At 42.9% G+C, this 15,245-nt stretch carries 15 protein-coding genes and 1 other annotated feature; of the genes, 8 read left to right on the forward strand and 7 right to left on the reverse strand.

Annotated features, from left to right (window positions below; translation table 11 throughout):
* The first annotated feature begins 139 nt into the window (after positions 1–139).
* The 4 genes from MHH68_RS10730 to MHH68_RS10745 all read left to right on the forward strand — a co-directional run bounded on the left by MHH68_RS10730 (position 140) and on the right by MHH68_RS10745 (position 3,754).
* Positions 140–589, forward strand: coding sequence for a YfmQ family protein (locus MHH68_RS10730; RefSeq protein ID WP_061408447.1), 450 nt, complete (start codon positions 140–142; stop codon positions 587–589).
* A 150-nt stretch (positions 590–739) separates the two neighbouring features.
* Complete coding sequence (locus tag MHH68_RS10735) at positions 740–1,972, forward strand: DNA polymerase IV (protein ID WP_058014752.1); 1,233 nt, start codon at positions 740–742, stop codon at positions 1,970–1,972.
* Between the two features lie 15 nt (positions 1,973–1,987).
* Entirely contained in the window at positions 1,988–2,332 is a 345-nt protein-coding gene (locus MHH68_RS10740) for a YolD-like family protein (protein WP_058014751.1), read from the forward strand.
* A 186-nt stretch (positions 2,333–2,518) separates the two neighbouring features.
* Complete coding sequence (locus MHH68_RS10745; RefSeq protein ID WP_058014750.1) at positions 2,519–3,754, forward strand: MFS transporter; 1,236 nt, start codon at positions 2,519–2,521, stop codon at positions 3,752–3,754.
* Positions 3,755–3,785: 31 nt separating this feature from the next.
* On the opposite strand, the gene coaA is transcribed toward MHH68_RS10745, so the two are convergent.
* The gene (gene coaA, locus MHH68_RS10750; protein ID WP_058014749.1) at positions 3,786–4,745 is read right to left on the reverse strand and encodes a type I pantothenate kinase; all 960 of its coding nucleotides are present in this window, start codon (positions 4,743–4,745) and stop codon (positions 3,786–3,788) included.
* A 188-nt stretch (positions 4,746–4,933) separates the two neighbouring features.
* Between coaA and MHH68_RS10755 the strand changes: the two genes are divergently transcribed.
* Positions 4,934–6,262: a CoA-disulfide reductase gene (locus MHH68_RS10755; RefSeq protein ID WP_061408449.1), complete on the forward strand. Its 1,329-nt coding sequence runs from the start codon at positions 4,934–4,936 to the stop codon at positions 6,260–6,262.
* 67 nt (positions 6,263–6,329) lie between these two features.
* Here MHH68_RS10755 and MHH68_RS10760 read toward each other — a convergent pair whose 3' ends face one another.
* Positions 6,330–7,106, reverse strand: coding sequence for an SDR family oxidoreductase (locus tag MHH68_RS10760; RefSeq protein ID WP_058014747.1), 777 nt, complete (start codon positions 7,104–7,106; stop codon positions 6,330–6,332).
* A 12-nt stretch (positions 7,107–7,118) separates the two neighbouring features.
* Complete coding sequence (locus MHH68_RS10765) at positions 7,119–8,069, reverse strand: MBL fold metallo-hydrolase (RefSeq protein ID WP_061408452.1); 951 nt, start codon at positions 8,067–8,069, stop codon at positions 7,119–7,121.
* A 169-nt stretch (positions 8,070–8,238) separates the two neighbouring features.
* Positions 8,239–8,450: a binding site (T-box leader), on the forward strand.
* Positions 8,451–8,491: 41 nt separating this feature from the next.
* Between MHH68_RS10765 and proC the strand changes: the two genes are divergently transcribed.
* A complete protein-coding gene (gene proC, locus MHH68_RS10770; protein ID WP_058014745.1) occupies positions 8,492–9,319 on the forward strand; it encodes a pyrroline-5-carboxylate reductase in 828 nt (275 codons plus the stop codon).
* 48 nt (positions 9,320–9,367) lie between these two features.
* Here the strand turns inward: proC and MHH68_RS10775 are convergent, their stop codons facing one another.
* The 3 genes from MHH68_RS10775 to MHH68_RS10785 form a co-directional block, all read right to left on the reverse strand.
* Complete coding sequence (locus tag MHH68_RS10775) at positions 9,368–9,502, reverse strand: hypothetical protein (RefSeq protein ID WP_339163016.1); 135 nt, start codon at positions 9,500–9,502, stop codon at positions 9,368–9,370.
* A gap of 14 nt (positions 9,503–9,516) precedes the next feature.
* Positions 9,517–10,005: a DinB family protein gene (locus MHH68_RS10780; protein ID WP_058014744.1), complete on the reverse strand. Its 489-nt coding sequence runs from the start codon at positions 10,003–10,005 to the stop codon at positions 9,517–9,519.
* Positions 10,006–10,135: 130 nt separating this feature from the next.
* Positions 10,136–11,749 (reverse strand): M20/M25/M40 family metallo-hydrolase, encoded by a 1,614-nt coding sequence (locus MHH68_RS10785; RefSeq protein WP_339163017.1) that lies wholly within the window; start codon positions 11,747–11,749, stop codon positions 10,136–10,138.
* A 140-nt stretch (positions 11,750–11,889) separates the two neighbouring features.
* Between MHH68_RS10785 and namA the strand changes: the two genes are divergently transcribed.
* Positions 11,890–12,906 carry an NADPH dehydrogenase NamA gene (namA, locus tag MHH68_RS10790; protein WP_144462779.1) on the forward strand — a complete coding sequence of 339 codons (1,017 nt, stop codon included), beginning with the start codon at positions 11,890–11,892 and terminating at the stop codon, positions 12,904–12,906.
* 119 nt (positions 12,907–13,025) lie between these two features.
* Positions 13,026–13,790, forward strand: a complete 765-nt coding sequence (locus MHH68_RS10795) for an alpha/beta hydrolase (protein ID WP_058014742.1) — start codon at positions 13,026–13,028, stop codon at positions 13,788–13,790.
* Between the two features lie 45 nt (positions 13,791–13,835).
* On the opposite strand, the gene MHH68_RS10800 is transcribed toward MHH68_RS10795, so the two are convergent.
* The gene (locus MHH68_RS10800; RefSeq protein WP_339163020.1) at positions 13,836–15,143 is read right to left on the reverse strand and encodes an aminotransferase class I/II-fold pyridoxal phosphate-dependent enzyme; all 1,308 of its coding nucleotides are present in this window, start codon (positions 15,141–15,143) and stop codon (positions 13,836–13,838) included.
* Positions 15,144–15,245: the final 102 nt, after the last annotated feature.

The raw sequence follows: 15,245 nt of genomic DNA on the forward strand, positions 1-15,245 counted from the left end.
CGTTCTTTCGCGGTCATCTCCTTTTAAATCTTCACACTTATTTCAAAAAGTTCACTTTTTGTGCGAAAGTTTCATTCTTTTGGTATGTTAAGATGGTTCATATAGGAAATGTAACAAATGTTTATTGGAGATGATGATATTGGTTTGGATTGTTACTTCACTTGTTGTGTTTAGTCTTTTAAAGCTTCTTGTCACTTCGCTGCCTTCTGGTGTTGTGGAACGCCTTTTTAGCCGTTATGCAGTGCATGCAAAAGTAACAAGTGATCAAACAACGATCATGTTTGAAGATCGTCCGCTCGATGATCAGCAAGCATCTGAAATTATTCAACATTTTAATGATGCGATCTTTATTGAACGCTATTATATTTATCCTGGTGATGAAGAACGCTTTCTTCGTCCGCAGGAAGGGCCTGCGCCGCTTACTATGCAAACAAAGCTTGGCAAGCATGATGTGACCCTTTATCTGTATCATTACGATGACCACGTGGATGTGGTGCGGCAATTTACTCATAAGCCTAAGAAAAAACTGACGGCCTATCGTTTGCGTTCTGAGCCGCTCCAAACATCTTACAATTTAGCACATGCTTAAAAATATGTTTGATCAAATGAGACGAAGTGGAAGACACTTCGTCTTTTTTATATGGTTTTACACTCTTTTCTTTGAATGATTTACCAGTATCAATTTCGCCTCTTGACGGTTACAATAAATACAGAACATACGTTCTAAGAGGTGAAAATAATGAATGAACGAGCCATTCTGCTTGTGGATATGCAATCGTTTTATGCGTCAGTCGAAAAAGTGGAGGCTCCCCACTTGAAGGATGTACCGCTCATCGTTTCTGGAGATCCTGAGCGGCGGAGCGGGGTCGTACTTGCTGCCTGCCCGCTTGCTAAAAAACGGGGCGTACAAAATGCATCAAGATTATGGGAAGCACAGGAGAAATGCCCCGAAGCTGTCGTCGTACGCCCCCGTATGCAGCGTTATCTTGATATCTCTGTCATGATCACAGAGCTGCTTGAACAATACACAGATCTTGTCGAACCGTATTCAATTGATGAACAATTTCTCGATATTACAGGTAGTCTGACACTACTCGGTTCTCCCCGTGAGATCGCTCAAAATATACAAACAACCATTATGAACCAGACGGGTATTTACGCACGTGTTGGCATCGGTCCTAATAAAGTGCTCGCCAAAATGGCCTGTGACCATTTTGCTAAAAAAAACACATCTGGCATTTATGAACTTCGCGCAGACAGTGTTGCGGCTGATTTATGGCCGCTTCCGATTGGAAAATTATTTGGCGTTGGTAAACGAATGGAGCACCATTTAAAACGAATGGGCATCAGTACCATTGGGACGCTTGCTGCTTATCCGTTAGACCGGCTTAAAAAACGCTGGGGAATCAACGGAGAGCTTTTGCAGCGAACAGCATTAGGGCATGATCCCTCTCCGGTTACCATTCACACACACAATGAACAAAAAGCGGTGGGACATCATATGACTCTCCCCCATGATTATGCGTCTTTTGAGGATATCAAAGTCTCTCTTCTTGAATTGAGCGAAGAAGTGGCAAGACGTGCACGCTTTAAGCATTATCTTGGTCAAACAGTGTCTGTTGGCGTGAGAGGCGCTGATTTTTCTCACCCGACCGGATTTCATAGACAAACTAAGCTTCATTCGCCTACACAGTACGGGAGAGATATTGCAGATGCAGCCATTCAGTTATGCCAGCAGCACTGGGATGGTCAGCCCATTCGAAGTGTCGGTATTACTCTCTCACAGCTGCAGTCTGACAGTCAGTATCAGCTAAATTTATTTGATCATCATGTTCAAAAAGACAAACTCAGCAAAGTATTTGATGCGATCCACATAAAGTATGGGCCTGCTGCCTTGCTGCACGCTTCGTCACTGACAAGCGCAGGGCAGGCGTATCACCGCGCCGAAAAAATTGGCGGACATTACAAATAACGGAGGCGAACAGCCATGAATCCCAATAAATTAACACCTGGATACAACCTCATGTGGGAATCAAGCCGAATGATGCTTCCAGAGCACCGGGAGCAGCTGCTTGCTCAAAAACGGAAGAAAAAAGAATACATCCCTCTCCCGCTGAGCACCGATCAACTGGAGGAAATGAATTTTTTGATCACACAGTCGATTACCGAGGATCAAGCGATTTGCGTGACGTATGCCGTAGAAGGTAGGAAAGAGCAGTTTTGGGGCTGGGTAAAAGCCATTCATTATGAAACGCAGCGCATAAAAATCATCAATGATGAAGATGTTCTCAACCTGTCCTTGCAGCAAATCGTCGCGATCGACCTTGATTAAATGGGGTCAAATGACCGCACGAATCAGTGTCATAAAAGCACCGGCATAAAAAAGCACGCGTCTTCAAATACGCTAATCAAGCTTCTCTGCCATATGGCGGATGTCCCCTCCATCAAATTGTGTATTTAATTTGCACAATTTTTCATGTATGATTGGAACATCTTACAAACTCAGGGGAGAAACAGCATGAAAAATAACTTACGTACGCTACATCCGCTTAGTTGGACGATCATCATCGGCACCATATTTGGCCGAATGGCGACGTCCATGAGCATTCCTTTTTTGGCCGTTTATTTAACACAAGTCAAAGGCGCCTCAGCTTCTTCTGCTGGATTAATCATTGCCGTTAGCTCTCTGATTGGGATCGTTGCGAGTTTTTACGGTGGATATATTTCTGATCGTATCGGAAGAAAAAAGGTCATGCTTCTATCAATCTTCGGTTGGACACTTGTCTTTGTTGGCTTTGCATTTGCAGATGCCATTTGGGTCTTCTTTATCATGAACGCTTTAAACGGACTGTGCCGGGCACTGTTTGAACCAACATCTAAGGCGCTCTTATCTGATGTCACCCCATCAAGTATTCGGTTGTTTGTGTTTAATTTACGGTATACAGCCATTAACATTGGTGTCATTTTCGGCCCGCTGCTTGGCTTATATCTTGGGTCATCAAAAACGACTTTTCCATTTCTCGTCGCTGCCCTCATTTACTTGTTATACGGATTAACGCTGGCATGGCAATTTCAAAAGCATCCAGTGGCTGCTCCAGAAAGCACCAAACAAATCGGTGTCAAAAAAGCTCTTTCCATTATTCAGAAAGATACGGTCTTTAGCATCATCCTCATTGGCGTTACTTTATGTTCGTTTGGCTATTCGCATCTAAGTTCAACACTGCCTCAATATTTATCAGCATCGCCTATGATTGAGGATGGCCCTAAGCTATTTGGTTACCTTTTATCCTTAAACGCTGTTGTTGTCATTGTCATTCAGTACCCGCTGATTATGATCGCCAAGCGCTATTCAACGATTTTGTCGTTAACGACTGGGAACTTGCTTCTAGCAGGAAGTTTGTTTGCCATTGCTTTTTCACAAAGTCTCGGTGCGCTTGCTTTTATCATTGTCGTGTTTACGATTGGTGAAGTACTGCTCTTTGCAATGATGGATCTGTTTGTGGACAATATTGCAAAACCTGAAATGAAAGGATCATACTTCGGCGCAATGGGGTTTTCTCAGCTAGGCAGCGTCGTCGGACCGTTTGTCGGAGGATTGTGTATTGATTTATTTGGTGCATCCCATCCCCTTTCCATTTTTTCAGTCTTGGCGATTGTCACTGCTGCAGGCGTTCCGTTCTTACTCATCGGATACTACCGCCTAAAAAAACGAACGGCGGCTGCCGTCGCTGTAAAAGTAAGTGGAGGTCACTAAAAAAAACCGCTCTCGTTTGAGCGGTTTTTCTTTATACTCGGCGGATGGCGATCTCTTCCACCTTATGCTGATCGCCTTTTTTTAAAATGAGATCAGCTCGATATTTTGTCGGTAAAATATTTTGATATAAATTAGGGCGATTGACAGTGTTCCAAATTGTGCTTGCCATGTGATCTGCCTCTTCATCCGTCAAATCTTTGTATTGATGAAAGAAGGATTCAGGGTCTTGGAAAGCTGTTTCCCTCAGCAAACGGAACCGTTCTTTATACCATGATTGAATTTGCGCTTCAGCAGCATCTACATAAATCGAAAAATCAAAGAAATCTGATACAAACACACGCGGTTCATCCTTCAGATCATCCAGCGCTGGGGATTGCAGCACATTGATTCCTTCAATGATGACAATATCGGCATCTTCCACCGTTTCATACACACCTTCAAGGCGGTCATAAGTCAGATGCGAATATACAGGGGCATGCACGGTTTGTTTCCCTGATTTTAATTCGTTTAAAAAAGACAACAAGGCTTTGACATCATAGCTTTCCGGGAAGCCTTTCTTTTCCATGAGTCCTCGATCCTTTAATTCTTTTTGAGGATACAAAAAGCCATCTGTTGTCACAAGACTCACTTTCAGTCCATCTCCAAGCCTCGATAAAAGTGTTTCGATGATACGGGCCGTTGTGCTTTTCCCGACAGCCACACTTCCAGCAATCCCAATTAGAAAAGGAATTTTCGCATGATGCGGGTAGTTTAAAAAGGCATTCACATGCTGATTTTTTTGTTTTTCTGCAAAGACATGCAATGTCAAAAAACGAATAAGTGGTATGTAAATATCTTGAACTTCTTCAAGCGATAAATAGTCATTTAATCCTTGAAGTGCTCTTGCTTCCTCTTCTGAAACAGATACCGGCATATATTCTCCAAGAGCAGACCAAGCCTCTCTTGTATGACGTGTATATAAAGTATTAAAATCTAGTCGTGTGTCACTCAAAGTCTTTCCCACCAATCTTCACTAAACTCGTAACCAAAAAGACGATAATCCGATTGTAGCTTAAAATGAAGGCGCTGTCTTTATTTTTCAACTAAAGTTTGCTTCTTTTGCGAAAAAAAAGCATTAAAAAAAGGAAAATGAGGGTAAATAAGAGTATTCAGTTCGATAGATAGAAGGGAGCACACCAAATGAAATATGTGATCATTGGCGGAGATGCAGCAGGAATGAGCTGTGCTATGCAAATATATCGAGAGGACCCGGATGCACATATTGTCGCTTTTGAAAAAGGAGAGATTTTCTCATATGGACAGTGCGGCCTCCCCTACTTGATCGGCGGTCTCATTGATCACCACAGCAAGCTGATTGCACGCAGTGCTGAAACATTTCGCGACAAATACGGAATTGATGCTAGATGCTTACACGAAGTGACCTCCATTGACCCAAAGCAAAAAATGGTGTCAGGGGCTCATACGAAAACAAAAGAATCCTTTACCGAAAGCTATGACCGCCTCTTAATTGCGACAGGAGCAAGCCCCGTCACACTGAATTTAAATAATCAGCCGCTAGAAGGCGTACACGTATTAAAAACCATTCCGCATGCGCTGTCCATTTTAGACCACTTAAAACAAAATATCACACATGTCACCATTATCGGCGGTGGATATATCGGCTTAGAGCTGGCTGAAAATTTAAAAGCACTGGGGAAAAATGTACATATCATTCAGCGGGGTTCAACACTTGGTCCGGGCTTTGACCCCGATATGGCAAAGCACCTGAAAGAAGAGGCGGATGCCCAAGGCATTCACGTGACTCTCGGGGAAACCGTGCAGACATTAGAGGGCGAGTCACGTGTCACAGCTGTTCAAACAGACAAACAAACCATAAGAACAGATATGGTCATCATGGCCATCGGCGTCACCCCGCAAACCTCTTTTTTAGACAAAACAGGAATCAAACGACTTTCAAATGGTGCCATTATTGTAAACGAATACATGCAAACCAATGTAAAAGACATCTATGCTGCCGGGGATTGCGCAGCCACTTATCACCGCATCAAACAATCACTCGATTATATTCCGCTCGGCACAACGGCGAATAAACAAGGAAGAATCGCTGGTTTTCATATGACGGGAACAAACCGGGCGTTTCAAGGCGTGACTGGAACTGCCGTCATGAAATTTATGAGCATGACAGCAGGACGAACGGGTTTATCTGAAAAGGAAGCACAAGCAGCTGATATTCCTTTTTCCACCATCACCATTGACAGTACAGATCACGCTGGATATTATCCAGATGCGCAAAAAATGAAAATCAAACTGCTTTACAGAAGTGATGACTACACCTTGCTCGGTGCCCAAATCATCGGAAGAAACGGTGTAGATAAACGGATCGATGTGATGGCAACTGCTCTTTACCAACAGCTAACCATAACAGATCTTGAAGATTTAGATATTAGCTATGCACCGCCTTTTAACAGTGTGTGGGACCCGCTTCAGCAAGCAGCAAGGCGGAGATAAAAAGACGGTCACAATGGCGGGCTTACTTCAAAAAAAAGAAACCAGTTCACGACCGGTTTCTTTTTTGTTATTTTTTCATCATCGCTTTGCGTGCTGCTTTTTCAAATAAAAATGGGAATAATTGATACAATTTACTGCCAGTATTCATCCATCCAGGCAGATTAATCTCTCTTTTTTTCGTCATCATAGCGGATACGACCTTCCCCGCCACCTTGTCCGCACTAAGCATCATGAATTCAACATTCTTCACATATTCACCGCTGCGATCGGCGATGGTAAAGAAGTCAGTGGCAATCGGGCCTGGATTCACTGTGGTGACGTGAATGCCGATGTCTGACAGCTCCATTCTGAGGCTGTTTGAAAAGCCAAGGACGGCATGCTTGGATGCAGAATAAATGGCCGATTTCGGGGTGGCAATCTTTCCTGCCTGAGAGGCAATATTGATAATATGTCCGTGTCCTCTCTGTTTCATCTCTGGAATGACCTTTTTCGTGCAGGCGATTAAACCAAACACGTTTACTTCAAACATCGACACCATTTCCTCAATGGACGCATCTTCAACGAGATCAAACGCACCAAAACCGGCATTGTTCACCAAAATATCAACAGCCCCCACTTCTTTATATGCGCGATCAATGTCCTCAAGATGACTGACATCTAGCTCCACGATGTGACACACCCCGCCAGCACTCATAATCTTTTCTTTTACACCCGCCAGCTTTTCAATTCGTCTTGCTGAAATAATGATCTCTGCGCCTTCTGCTGCTGCCAAGTACGCCATTTTTTCACCAATGCCGCCAGATGCGCCTGTAATCCATATTCTCTTTCCTGTTAATCGCCCCATGCGTTTCACTCCTTAGTTTGCCCTGTAATAGAGAATTCCATCTTTTTGCACTTCTTCAATTTGTCCAGCTTCTAAGAGGACATCCAGCTGCCCAACTGTCTCTGACATCGTTAAAAACAAGGCCTCTTCATACAGCACTGGAAATAGCTTGCGGCAAAGATGAAAGGCAGTCATTTCTTTTCGTTTAAGCAGCTGATACATCGTATTTGCCCGTTTTTCTTGTTTCTTAAATCTTTCTTCGATCAATTCATGATGAGACGTGATGAGCTGCCCGTGTCCTGGATAAATCGTCTTGATCGGCAGATGAAGTAATCGATTGAGTGATGCTTTATATTGAAGCAGCGATTTTTGGCGTTCCTCCCCTTCATACGGCGCTTCCATTAACGGGTTTGAGGAAATAGTCGTCAAAAGAAGGTCTCCACCAATGAAGTGGCCCGTTGTTTCATCTAGAAAGGAAAGATGAGATTGCGCATGTCCCGGTGTTTCCATGACGAAAAAATGTTCATGCCCTTTCAACCGATCGCCTTCTTTGATGACGTCATCTACATGTGCAGTACAGGAATATGTATAAGATTGCTTCACGATTCTTTCACACTCATCAGGGCGAAGCGGCACACCTAACTGCTGAAAAAAGTGTTTCGTAAAAGCAATTTGATGCTCTTTAAACACAGGGTCCTGGCTAATATACGGCTCATTTACCTCATGTCCGATCACACGAACATGAGGTTTCATCAGATTTAAAAGACCGACATGATCTGCATGATGATGGGTCAACACCACTTGATCAATATCGTCAATTGATAAACGATGCTCATGTAATTGCGTGACAAAGGCGTGCTCCGCCTCTTCTGTCATCGGCCCGCAGTCCACTAAAGTCACAGCTTCTCCTTTTAAAATATATGCATGTACATCCCCAACAGCAAAAGGGGTCGGGATAGATAATTGAATGATGTCTTCTTTCACTTTTTTATGTCATCTCCTGCTTTTTGACTCATGATTCATTGTCACTTCGTCTTCTTTATTCATTGTATCCTGCAAAGGGCAGACTGTCATGCGGTTTAGGCGGTCAATTTTTTTATCTGTCCCTATTGACACAAACTTGTCCATCGTTGCATAATGAACAACAAATATAAAATGCGTGATGACAAGGATTAGTAAGCAAAATAATGATGCAAGAGAGTGAGGTCCGCCGGCTGTAAGACCTCACCATCCTCTTATTTGCTGAACCTGCCCTTTGAGCTGTTAGGCAAACCTAAACGTTTCCCGCGTTAAGGGACTAGAGCTGAGTATGCATATTTGCATGCTAATTGAGGGTGGTACCGCGAAAAACCTTTCGTCCTTTTCAGGCGAGAGGTTTTTTTATTTTCTACAAGGAGGAGCGGCTTATGAGTAAAATTGGATTTATTGGTGCAGGCTCAATGGCAGAGTCGATGATGAAAGGTTTATTAAAAAGCGGCATCATGTCAAACGAAGATATTATTGTCACAAACAAAACGAATGAAAAACGCCTAGAAGAATTAAAGGTGCGTTATGGGGTCAAAACGGATTTCTCTCGTTCTTTTATTTATGAAGAAGCGGATATTCTCGTATTTGCTTTAAAACCGAAAGATGCTGAAAGCGGGATATCTGAAGTTCGGCCTCATTTACAAGGGCAGCTGATCATTTCGATTTTAGCAGGCATCTCAATTGAAACGATCCAACACTATGCTGGCGAGAAGACTGCAGTGGTTCGCGCGATGCCAAATACATCAGCCGCCATTCAGCAATCAGCAACAGGCATTTCTGTCAGTCAAGAAGTGACAGAGGATCAAAAGAATAAAGCAATCGAACTGTTTGAAACGATCGGTCATGTGACGGTATTAGATGAATCACAGCTTAATGCTGTTACAGCTATTGCAGGAAGCGGTCCTGCCTTCATTTATCATTTGATTGAAGGAATGGAGCGAGGCGCTTCGGAACTTGGGATGGACCAAGCAACAGCGAAGCTGCTCATCTGCCAAATGATTGCGGGTGCCGCCAACATGCTTCAAAGCAGCGGTAAAGAACCTGCTGAACTGCGCAAAGAGATCACAAGTGAAGGCGGAACGACAGAAGCCGGCCTGAACACACTTGCTGCCTATCAATTTGAAGAAGCCGTTGTCGATTGTGTCAAAACCGCAACAAAACGAGCAGCAGAATTAAACGAAATGTTTTCAGCAAGCACGTATAAATGATAGAGAAAAGCACCTGTGTTGATGACAGGTGCTTTTTGACATACACATCTATTTTTTCTCACTAGCAACTTGATGCAAACTGCCTGTTTCACACTTCGGTTCTTTTTTAGAAATGGCTTGTTCTAATAAAGAATTACGTGCCTGATAAAAATTCATATCGATTAACAATTCTTGATGCTTCACTAATTAGCATCTCCTCATGCAGATGATTCACTCATTGACATGATGGCTTTGATTTGATCGAGATGATGTAGTTCATGTAAGGCGATCGTTTCAGCTAATATTTGCACTGTCATCACCCCTTCTTCAGGATGCAGACCTGATTGCTCCCATGTATCGTTTTCTAATAGATGAAGTGTCTTGCTTCTTCTCTCTTTCAGTCTTTTAATCAATGCTTTGATTTCCTGTACGTTAAATCTTTCGTAAGCTCTTTCCTTCACATACATTTCAGGATCATACGATTGAAAAGGCGTATGGTCATTTGATATTGCTTGCTTTATTCGCTCTGACCAGACTTCTTCTGTATCATACAAATGCCCTGCAATTTGCTTGATCGACCACTTGCCCTCTCCCAAAGATTGATCTAGTGTGTGCTCATCACATGTCCCCACTAGCTGTTCTAGTTCACGGATACTTTCCTGAAGCGATGTAGTAATTTCTGTTTTTGTTAATTTTCCAGTTTCCATTTCATTCTCACCATCCTCTTCAAATAAATGTAAGTCATATTCTTTATCATACTCTATTTATCTAAGTCGTCGGATCGTTTATTTAAAAATAAAAAGCCCTATCATCACGATAGGGCTCTTCATCATATACTTACTTTTTCTCTAACAAAGCATGAATCGCTGAGTCTAATAATTCTGGCAAAATGCCAAATGAGAACGGGATGTGCAGGCGCTCTGTCCATTTGTGTGGGTCCTTTCCTAATGGACCCACGTTGATGACTGGAACGTAAAGTGCTCCCTTTTCTCCTTCCGGTAAAGAATAGCCTTTCTGATAAAGCGGCATATTGGTCGTGTAATGCCCTACGTCCTGTTTTTCGAGCTGTAAGTAACTTAAATCAGACAATCCCGGAAAATATTTCACTTCTTCTATTTCAAGACCATAACTCTTCTTCGCCTCAATTTGAATCCTCTTTAAGGTTGCTTGGATATGCGGATCTTCCGTTGAGGAAACCGCTGGATAAAATGGCGGGCTATAAAATAGAACAATGAGCGGCCCATCTTCCTTACAAAGCGTCGTCAGCTCAGAGACGATTTTGGTTGAAAAATCACGATCTCCAAGCTCACCTCGATTGGCAAACGCATAGTTTACAATGCGTTCAACCTCCTGTTTACCTGAGCGTTCAGCAGCTTTTTGATACAGCTCATGATACGTGAGAACGGTGATTCTCGTATCAATCGGTGTAAATGGTTTAAAGCGCTGAAAATCTGCTGTTTTTTGTTTGAGATCAGTTTCGATTTGGTCTGCTGCTTGTTTCGCCGTGTCATAAAGAAGCCCATGCAGTTCTTCACTTGAACGATTCATCATCAGCACATTAAATAAAGAAACAGCTGTGTGAGGTGTTTGAACGGAATAGGCTTCTTTTAAATCCTTTTGCATTAAGTTAGTTGGGGGCGGCGTGACTTCCCCATCTACTTCCTCACAATAATCACTATTCAGCTCTAACAGCCGATTTAATGCAGATACGATAAAATTCGCATTTAAGCCTGAGAACGGCTCTCCTACATGTGTTTCAATTCCTTTGCAGAAAAATCCGGCCAGCACCTTCCCTATACTGCCTGTATACATATAATAATGTTCATCACCTGGATACTTTTCAAACATAGGCTCACTGTTTAAGCACGCGGTATAGTCAAGGTCATGCTTTTCCTTAAGCTCCTTTAGTTTTGGAACAGCTTCAAGCATTCCTTGAGAATTCACTTCTTCATCCGGGACTGTGACGAGTAGGACATTTCCATCAAATGTCTCTGCCATCGCTCTTTCCAGCATAGACAGCTGTACAGTAAGACCTGCCTTCATATCCATGGCACCTCTTCCAAACAACCAGTCACCTGAAGCTAGATCTTCTCTTGCTCTTTTTGGGAGAAGCGCACTTTTTTGAGAAAATGACGCCATTAACTCCTCTGGCTTGCATGCCATGTTTTGAAATTCACCGTAATCTTCTGTATCGACAACATCGAAATGACTAAGCAGCAAAACGGTACGAGAAAGAGAACTGCGCTTTACAAGCGCCGTTAAATAATACCGGCCATCTTTCATCGGATGCAAAGCCAAATGATCAGGATTCTGCTTGTAATAAGGCCGCTCCCTCAGTAAATAATATAAATATTCAGCTAACGCAACTTCTCCAGTTGTACCCGATATGCTTTCATACTGCATAAGAGCTGTGAGCAGTTCCTTTCGTTCACTCTCTGTTTGCCATTTCATTCGTTCTCCCCCTTTGCTTTCTCTATTTCTCCATTATACAAAAACGTGTATAAAAGCTATATTCTTTGAGCACCTTTTATGACGAAAGTTTGAATGGCTGTTATAATCGGCTATACAATTCTATGAGGAGGCGAAGGTATTTGGAAACAAAACTCTTTTCACCTTGGACATTAAAAGGTGTTACGCTCAAAAACCGCATCGTAATGTCCCCGATGTGTATGTATTCATCCTATGATCGGGATGGGAAATTACAGCCTTTCCACTTTACACATTATATTTCCCGTGCCCAAGGTCAAGCTGGCCTGATCATGGTGGAGGCAAGTGCCGTTTCCCCCGAGGGAAGAATTAGTGATCAAGACCTCGGAATTTGGAGTGATGAGCACATTGAAGGCTTCGCTTCATTAAATGAACAAATCAAAGCATACGGAACCAAGACAGCCATCCAGCTGGCTCATGCAGGACGTAAAGCTGAACTAGATGGTGACATCCTGGCACCATCTAGCATTCCATTTGATGAACAGTCTAAAACCCCTGTCCAGATGTCCGTCGATCAAATCAAAGATACTGTTCAGGCGTTTCAGGATGCAGCAGTCCGGGCAAAAAAGGCCGGCTTTGACATCATTGAAATTCATGGGGCGCATGGCTATTTGATTAATGAATTCCTTTCACCGCTGTCAAATCATCGAACAGATGATTATGGCGGTTCACCAGAGAACCGTTATCGTTTCTTAAGAGAAGTCGTCGATGCAGTCAATGAAGTATGGGACGGCCCATTATTTGTCCGTGTGTCGGCTTCTGATTACACGACAAAAGGACTTGATATTGCTGATTACATTGGCATTGCTACATGGCTGAAGGAACAAGGTGTCGACTTAATCGATGTCAGCTCAGGCGCTGTCGTACAGGCGAAAATCAGCACATTCCCTGGCTACCAAGTGACCTTCGCAGAAAAAATCAAAGCAGGTGCCGGTATTCAAACAGGTGCTGTCGGTCTGATCACATCTGGTGTACAGGCAGAGGAGATTTTACGAAATCAGCGTGCAGACTTAATTTTTATAGGCAGAGAATTTTTACGGGATCCATACTTCCCAAAAACAGCTGCTGAAGAGCTTCGTACATCCATCGAAAGCCCGCGTCAATATGACCGCGCTTGGTAAAAATGCATAGGAAAAAGGTGTCTATTTTTTGAAATAGGCATCTTTTTTGTTTTTAAGAGAAACATATCTGCCTTTTGTGCCGTCTTTTAGCTAAAGAACCACTTAGAGGAGATGGAAGAATGAACTCGGCAATGATTGAAAGAATGTATCATATAGATGGACATCATTTTTATACAAAACATCGTCAGGGCAAAAGGCAAGCCACCATTATCTTTGAAGCAGGCTACGGCATTTCGGGTGATACGTGGTCGAATATGGCCCGCGATATTGATCCTGAGCTTGGGGTTTTCTTATATGATCGATTAGGAAATGGAAAAAGCAGTGAGAGCAGTGAAGGAAGAACATTGCATGATCTTGCAGATGATTTAGATGCGCTGCTAAAAGAAGCCAATATCCAGCCGCCCTTTCTCATTGTGGCTCACTCATTTGGCTCTCTTGTCAGCCGGTTATGGGCAAGCCGCAGAGGGGATGACGTCATTGGCATGGTGCTGTTAGACCCAGCAAGTGAGGAGCAAGAGCAGGTGATCCTGCCGCTTTTATCAAAGGAAGAACGCACCTCATATATGGCGCAGTTTACAGCAGAATGTACGCATGAGGATTTTCAGCAAATGCTCAGCACAATGAAAGAGGAGCAAACCCATTATGGGATGATGCCGCTCCTTGTCATTTCATCAGGTAAGAGCCGATTGTTTCATCCAGCACACGAGGCATGGCTCAGACTTCATAAACGGATGCTGTCTTTGTCATCCCAAAGCGGATGGATTCAAGCGCAGAACAGCTCGCACTATATTCATCATGATGAACCGCATATTGTGCAGCTTGCGATCTATGATGTATGGTGCGCAGCCAAACAACCTGTTTCCTATTATCAAACAGCCAATTAAAAACAAAAACTCCTTGACTAGTTTTGCGTCAAGGAGTTTTTTTCTTTATGCCGTTGGAGCTGACTGACTTTTTTTAGACAGCAACTTTTCAATGCTGACAAGCTGAACACATAATGTAAAGATGTCAATCGCTTGCTCTAGTTCTTCAAGTGATGGGAACGTTGGCGCAATGCGAATGTTACGATCAAGCGGGTCTTTTCCATAAGGATAAGTCGCGCCTGCACCTGTCATGGTCACACCAGCTTCTTTTGCCTTTTGCACAACAGCTTTTGCACAATGATCAAGTGTATTTAAACTAATAAAATATCCGCCATTTGGCTTGTGCCATTCTGCAATGTCCTTCCCGCCAAGTGTTTCATCAAGAATGGAAAGAACGAGGTCAAACTTTGGCTTAATGATCGCTGCATGTTTTCTCATATGTTCCTTCAAGCCTTCTGGATTCTTGAAGAAACGAAGGTGTCTTAATTGATTGATTTTGTCTGGTCCGATCGTTTGAATCGATAATTGTTTTTGAGTGAAGCTCACATTATCCGGGCTAGATGCCATGAGTGCAATACCTGAGCCTGGGAATGTAATTTTAGAAGTAGATGCAAACATAAATACACGATTAGGGTGCCCTGCTTCCTCTACTGCTTGAAAAATATCTTTTAACATATCAGGCGTATCCGTTAGGTGATGGACTGCGTATGCATCATCCCAAAAAATGCGGAAGTCGTCTGCTTTTGTTTTCATCGAAGCAAGGCGGTCAACCACCTCATCTGAATACGTAATGCCATCTGGGTTGCTATATTTTGGTACACACCAAATGCCTTTAATCGCTTCATCCTCTGCGACCAATTTTTCGACCTGATCCATATCAGGTCCATCAGCTTTCATATCTACCGTGATCATCTCTATGTTAAATAGCTCACAAATGGAAAAGTGACGGTCATATCCTGGACTTGGTGCAAGGAATTTTACTTTTGGCAGCTTTCCCCAAGGTGTTTTGCTGTCATATACGCCGTGGGTCATGGCACGGGCAATGGTATCGTGCATCATATTCAGGCTGGAATTACCGCCGATGATGATTTGTTCTGGCTTCAGATTGAGCACATCTGCAAAAAATGTCTTCGTTTCAGGAAGCCCTGTCAAACCGCCATAGTTACGCACATCTGTACCATCTTCAGCCGTCATCGCATCCTTTGATGTCACAACATCGAGCATACCCATAGACAAATCGAGCTGTTTTGGTGAAGGTTTTCCTCTAGACATGTCTAAGTGTAAGTTTTTACTTTTAAACGTTTCGTACTCATTTTGTAGTGCTGCATATAGGTCATTTAATTCTGCTTCACTTAACGCTGTAAAACCGCTCATCTTTGATTGTGCCTCCCGTATTCTTCATAGTTTCATTCGTCATTTGTTTTTTCTTCACCATTTTACCACTACCTGAAAAAGAGAGTCATTATAAATATCAAA

Source organism: Bacillus sp. FSL K6-2841 (assembly GCF_037976435.1).
Lineage (GTDB): Bacteria > Bacillota > Bacilli > Bacillales > Bacillaceae > Bacillus > Bacillus pumilus.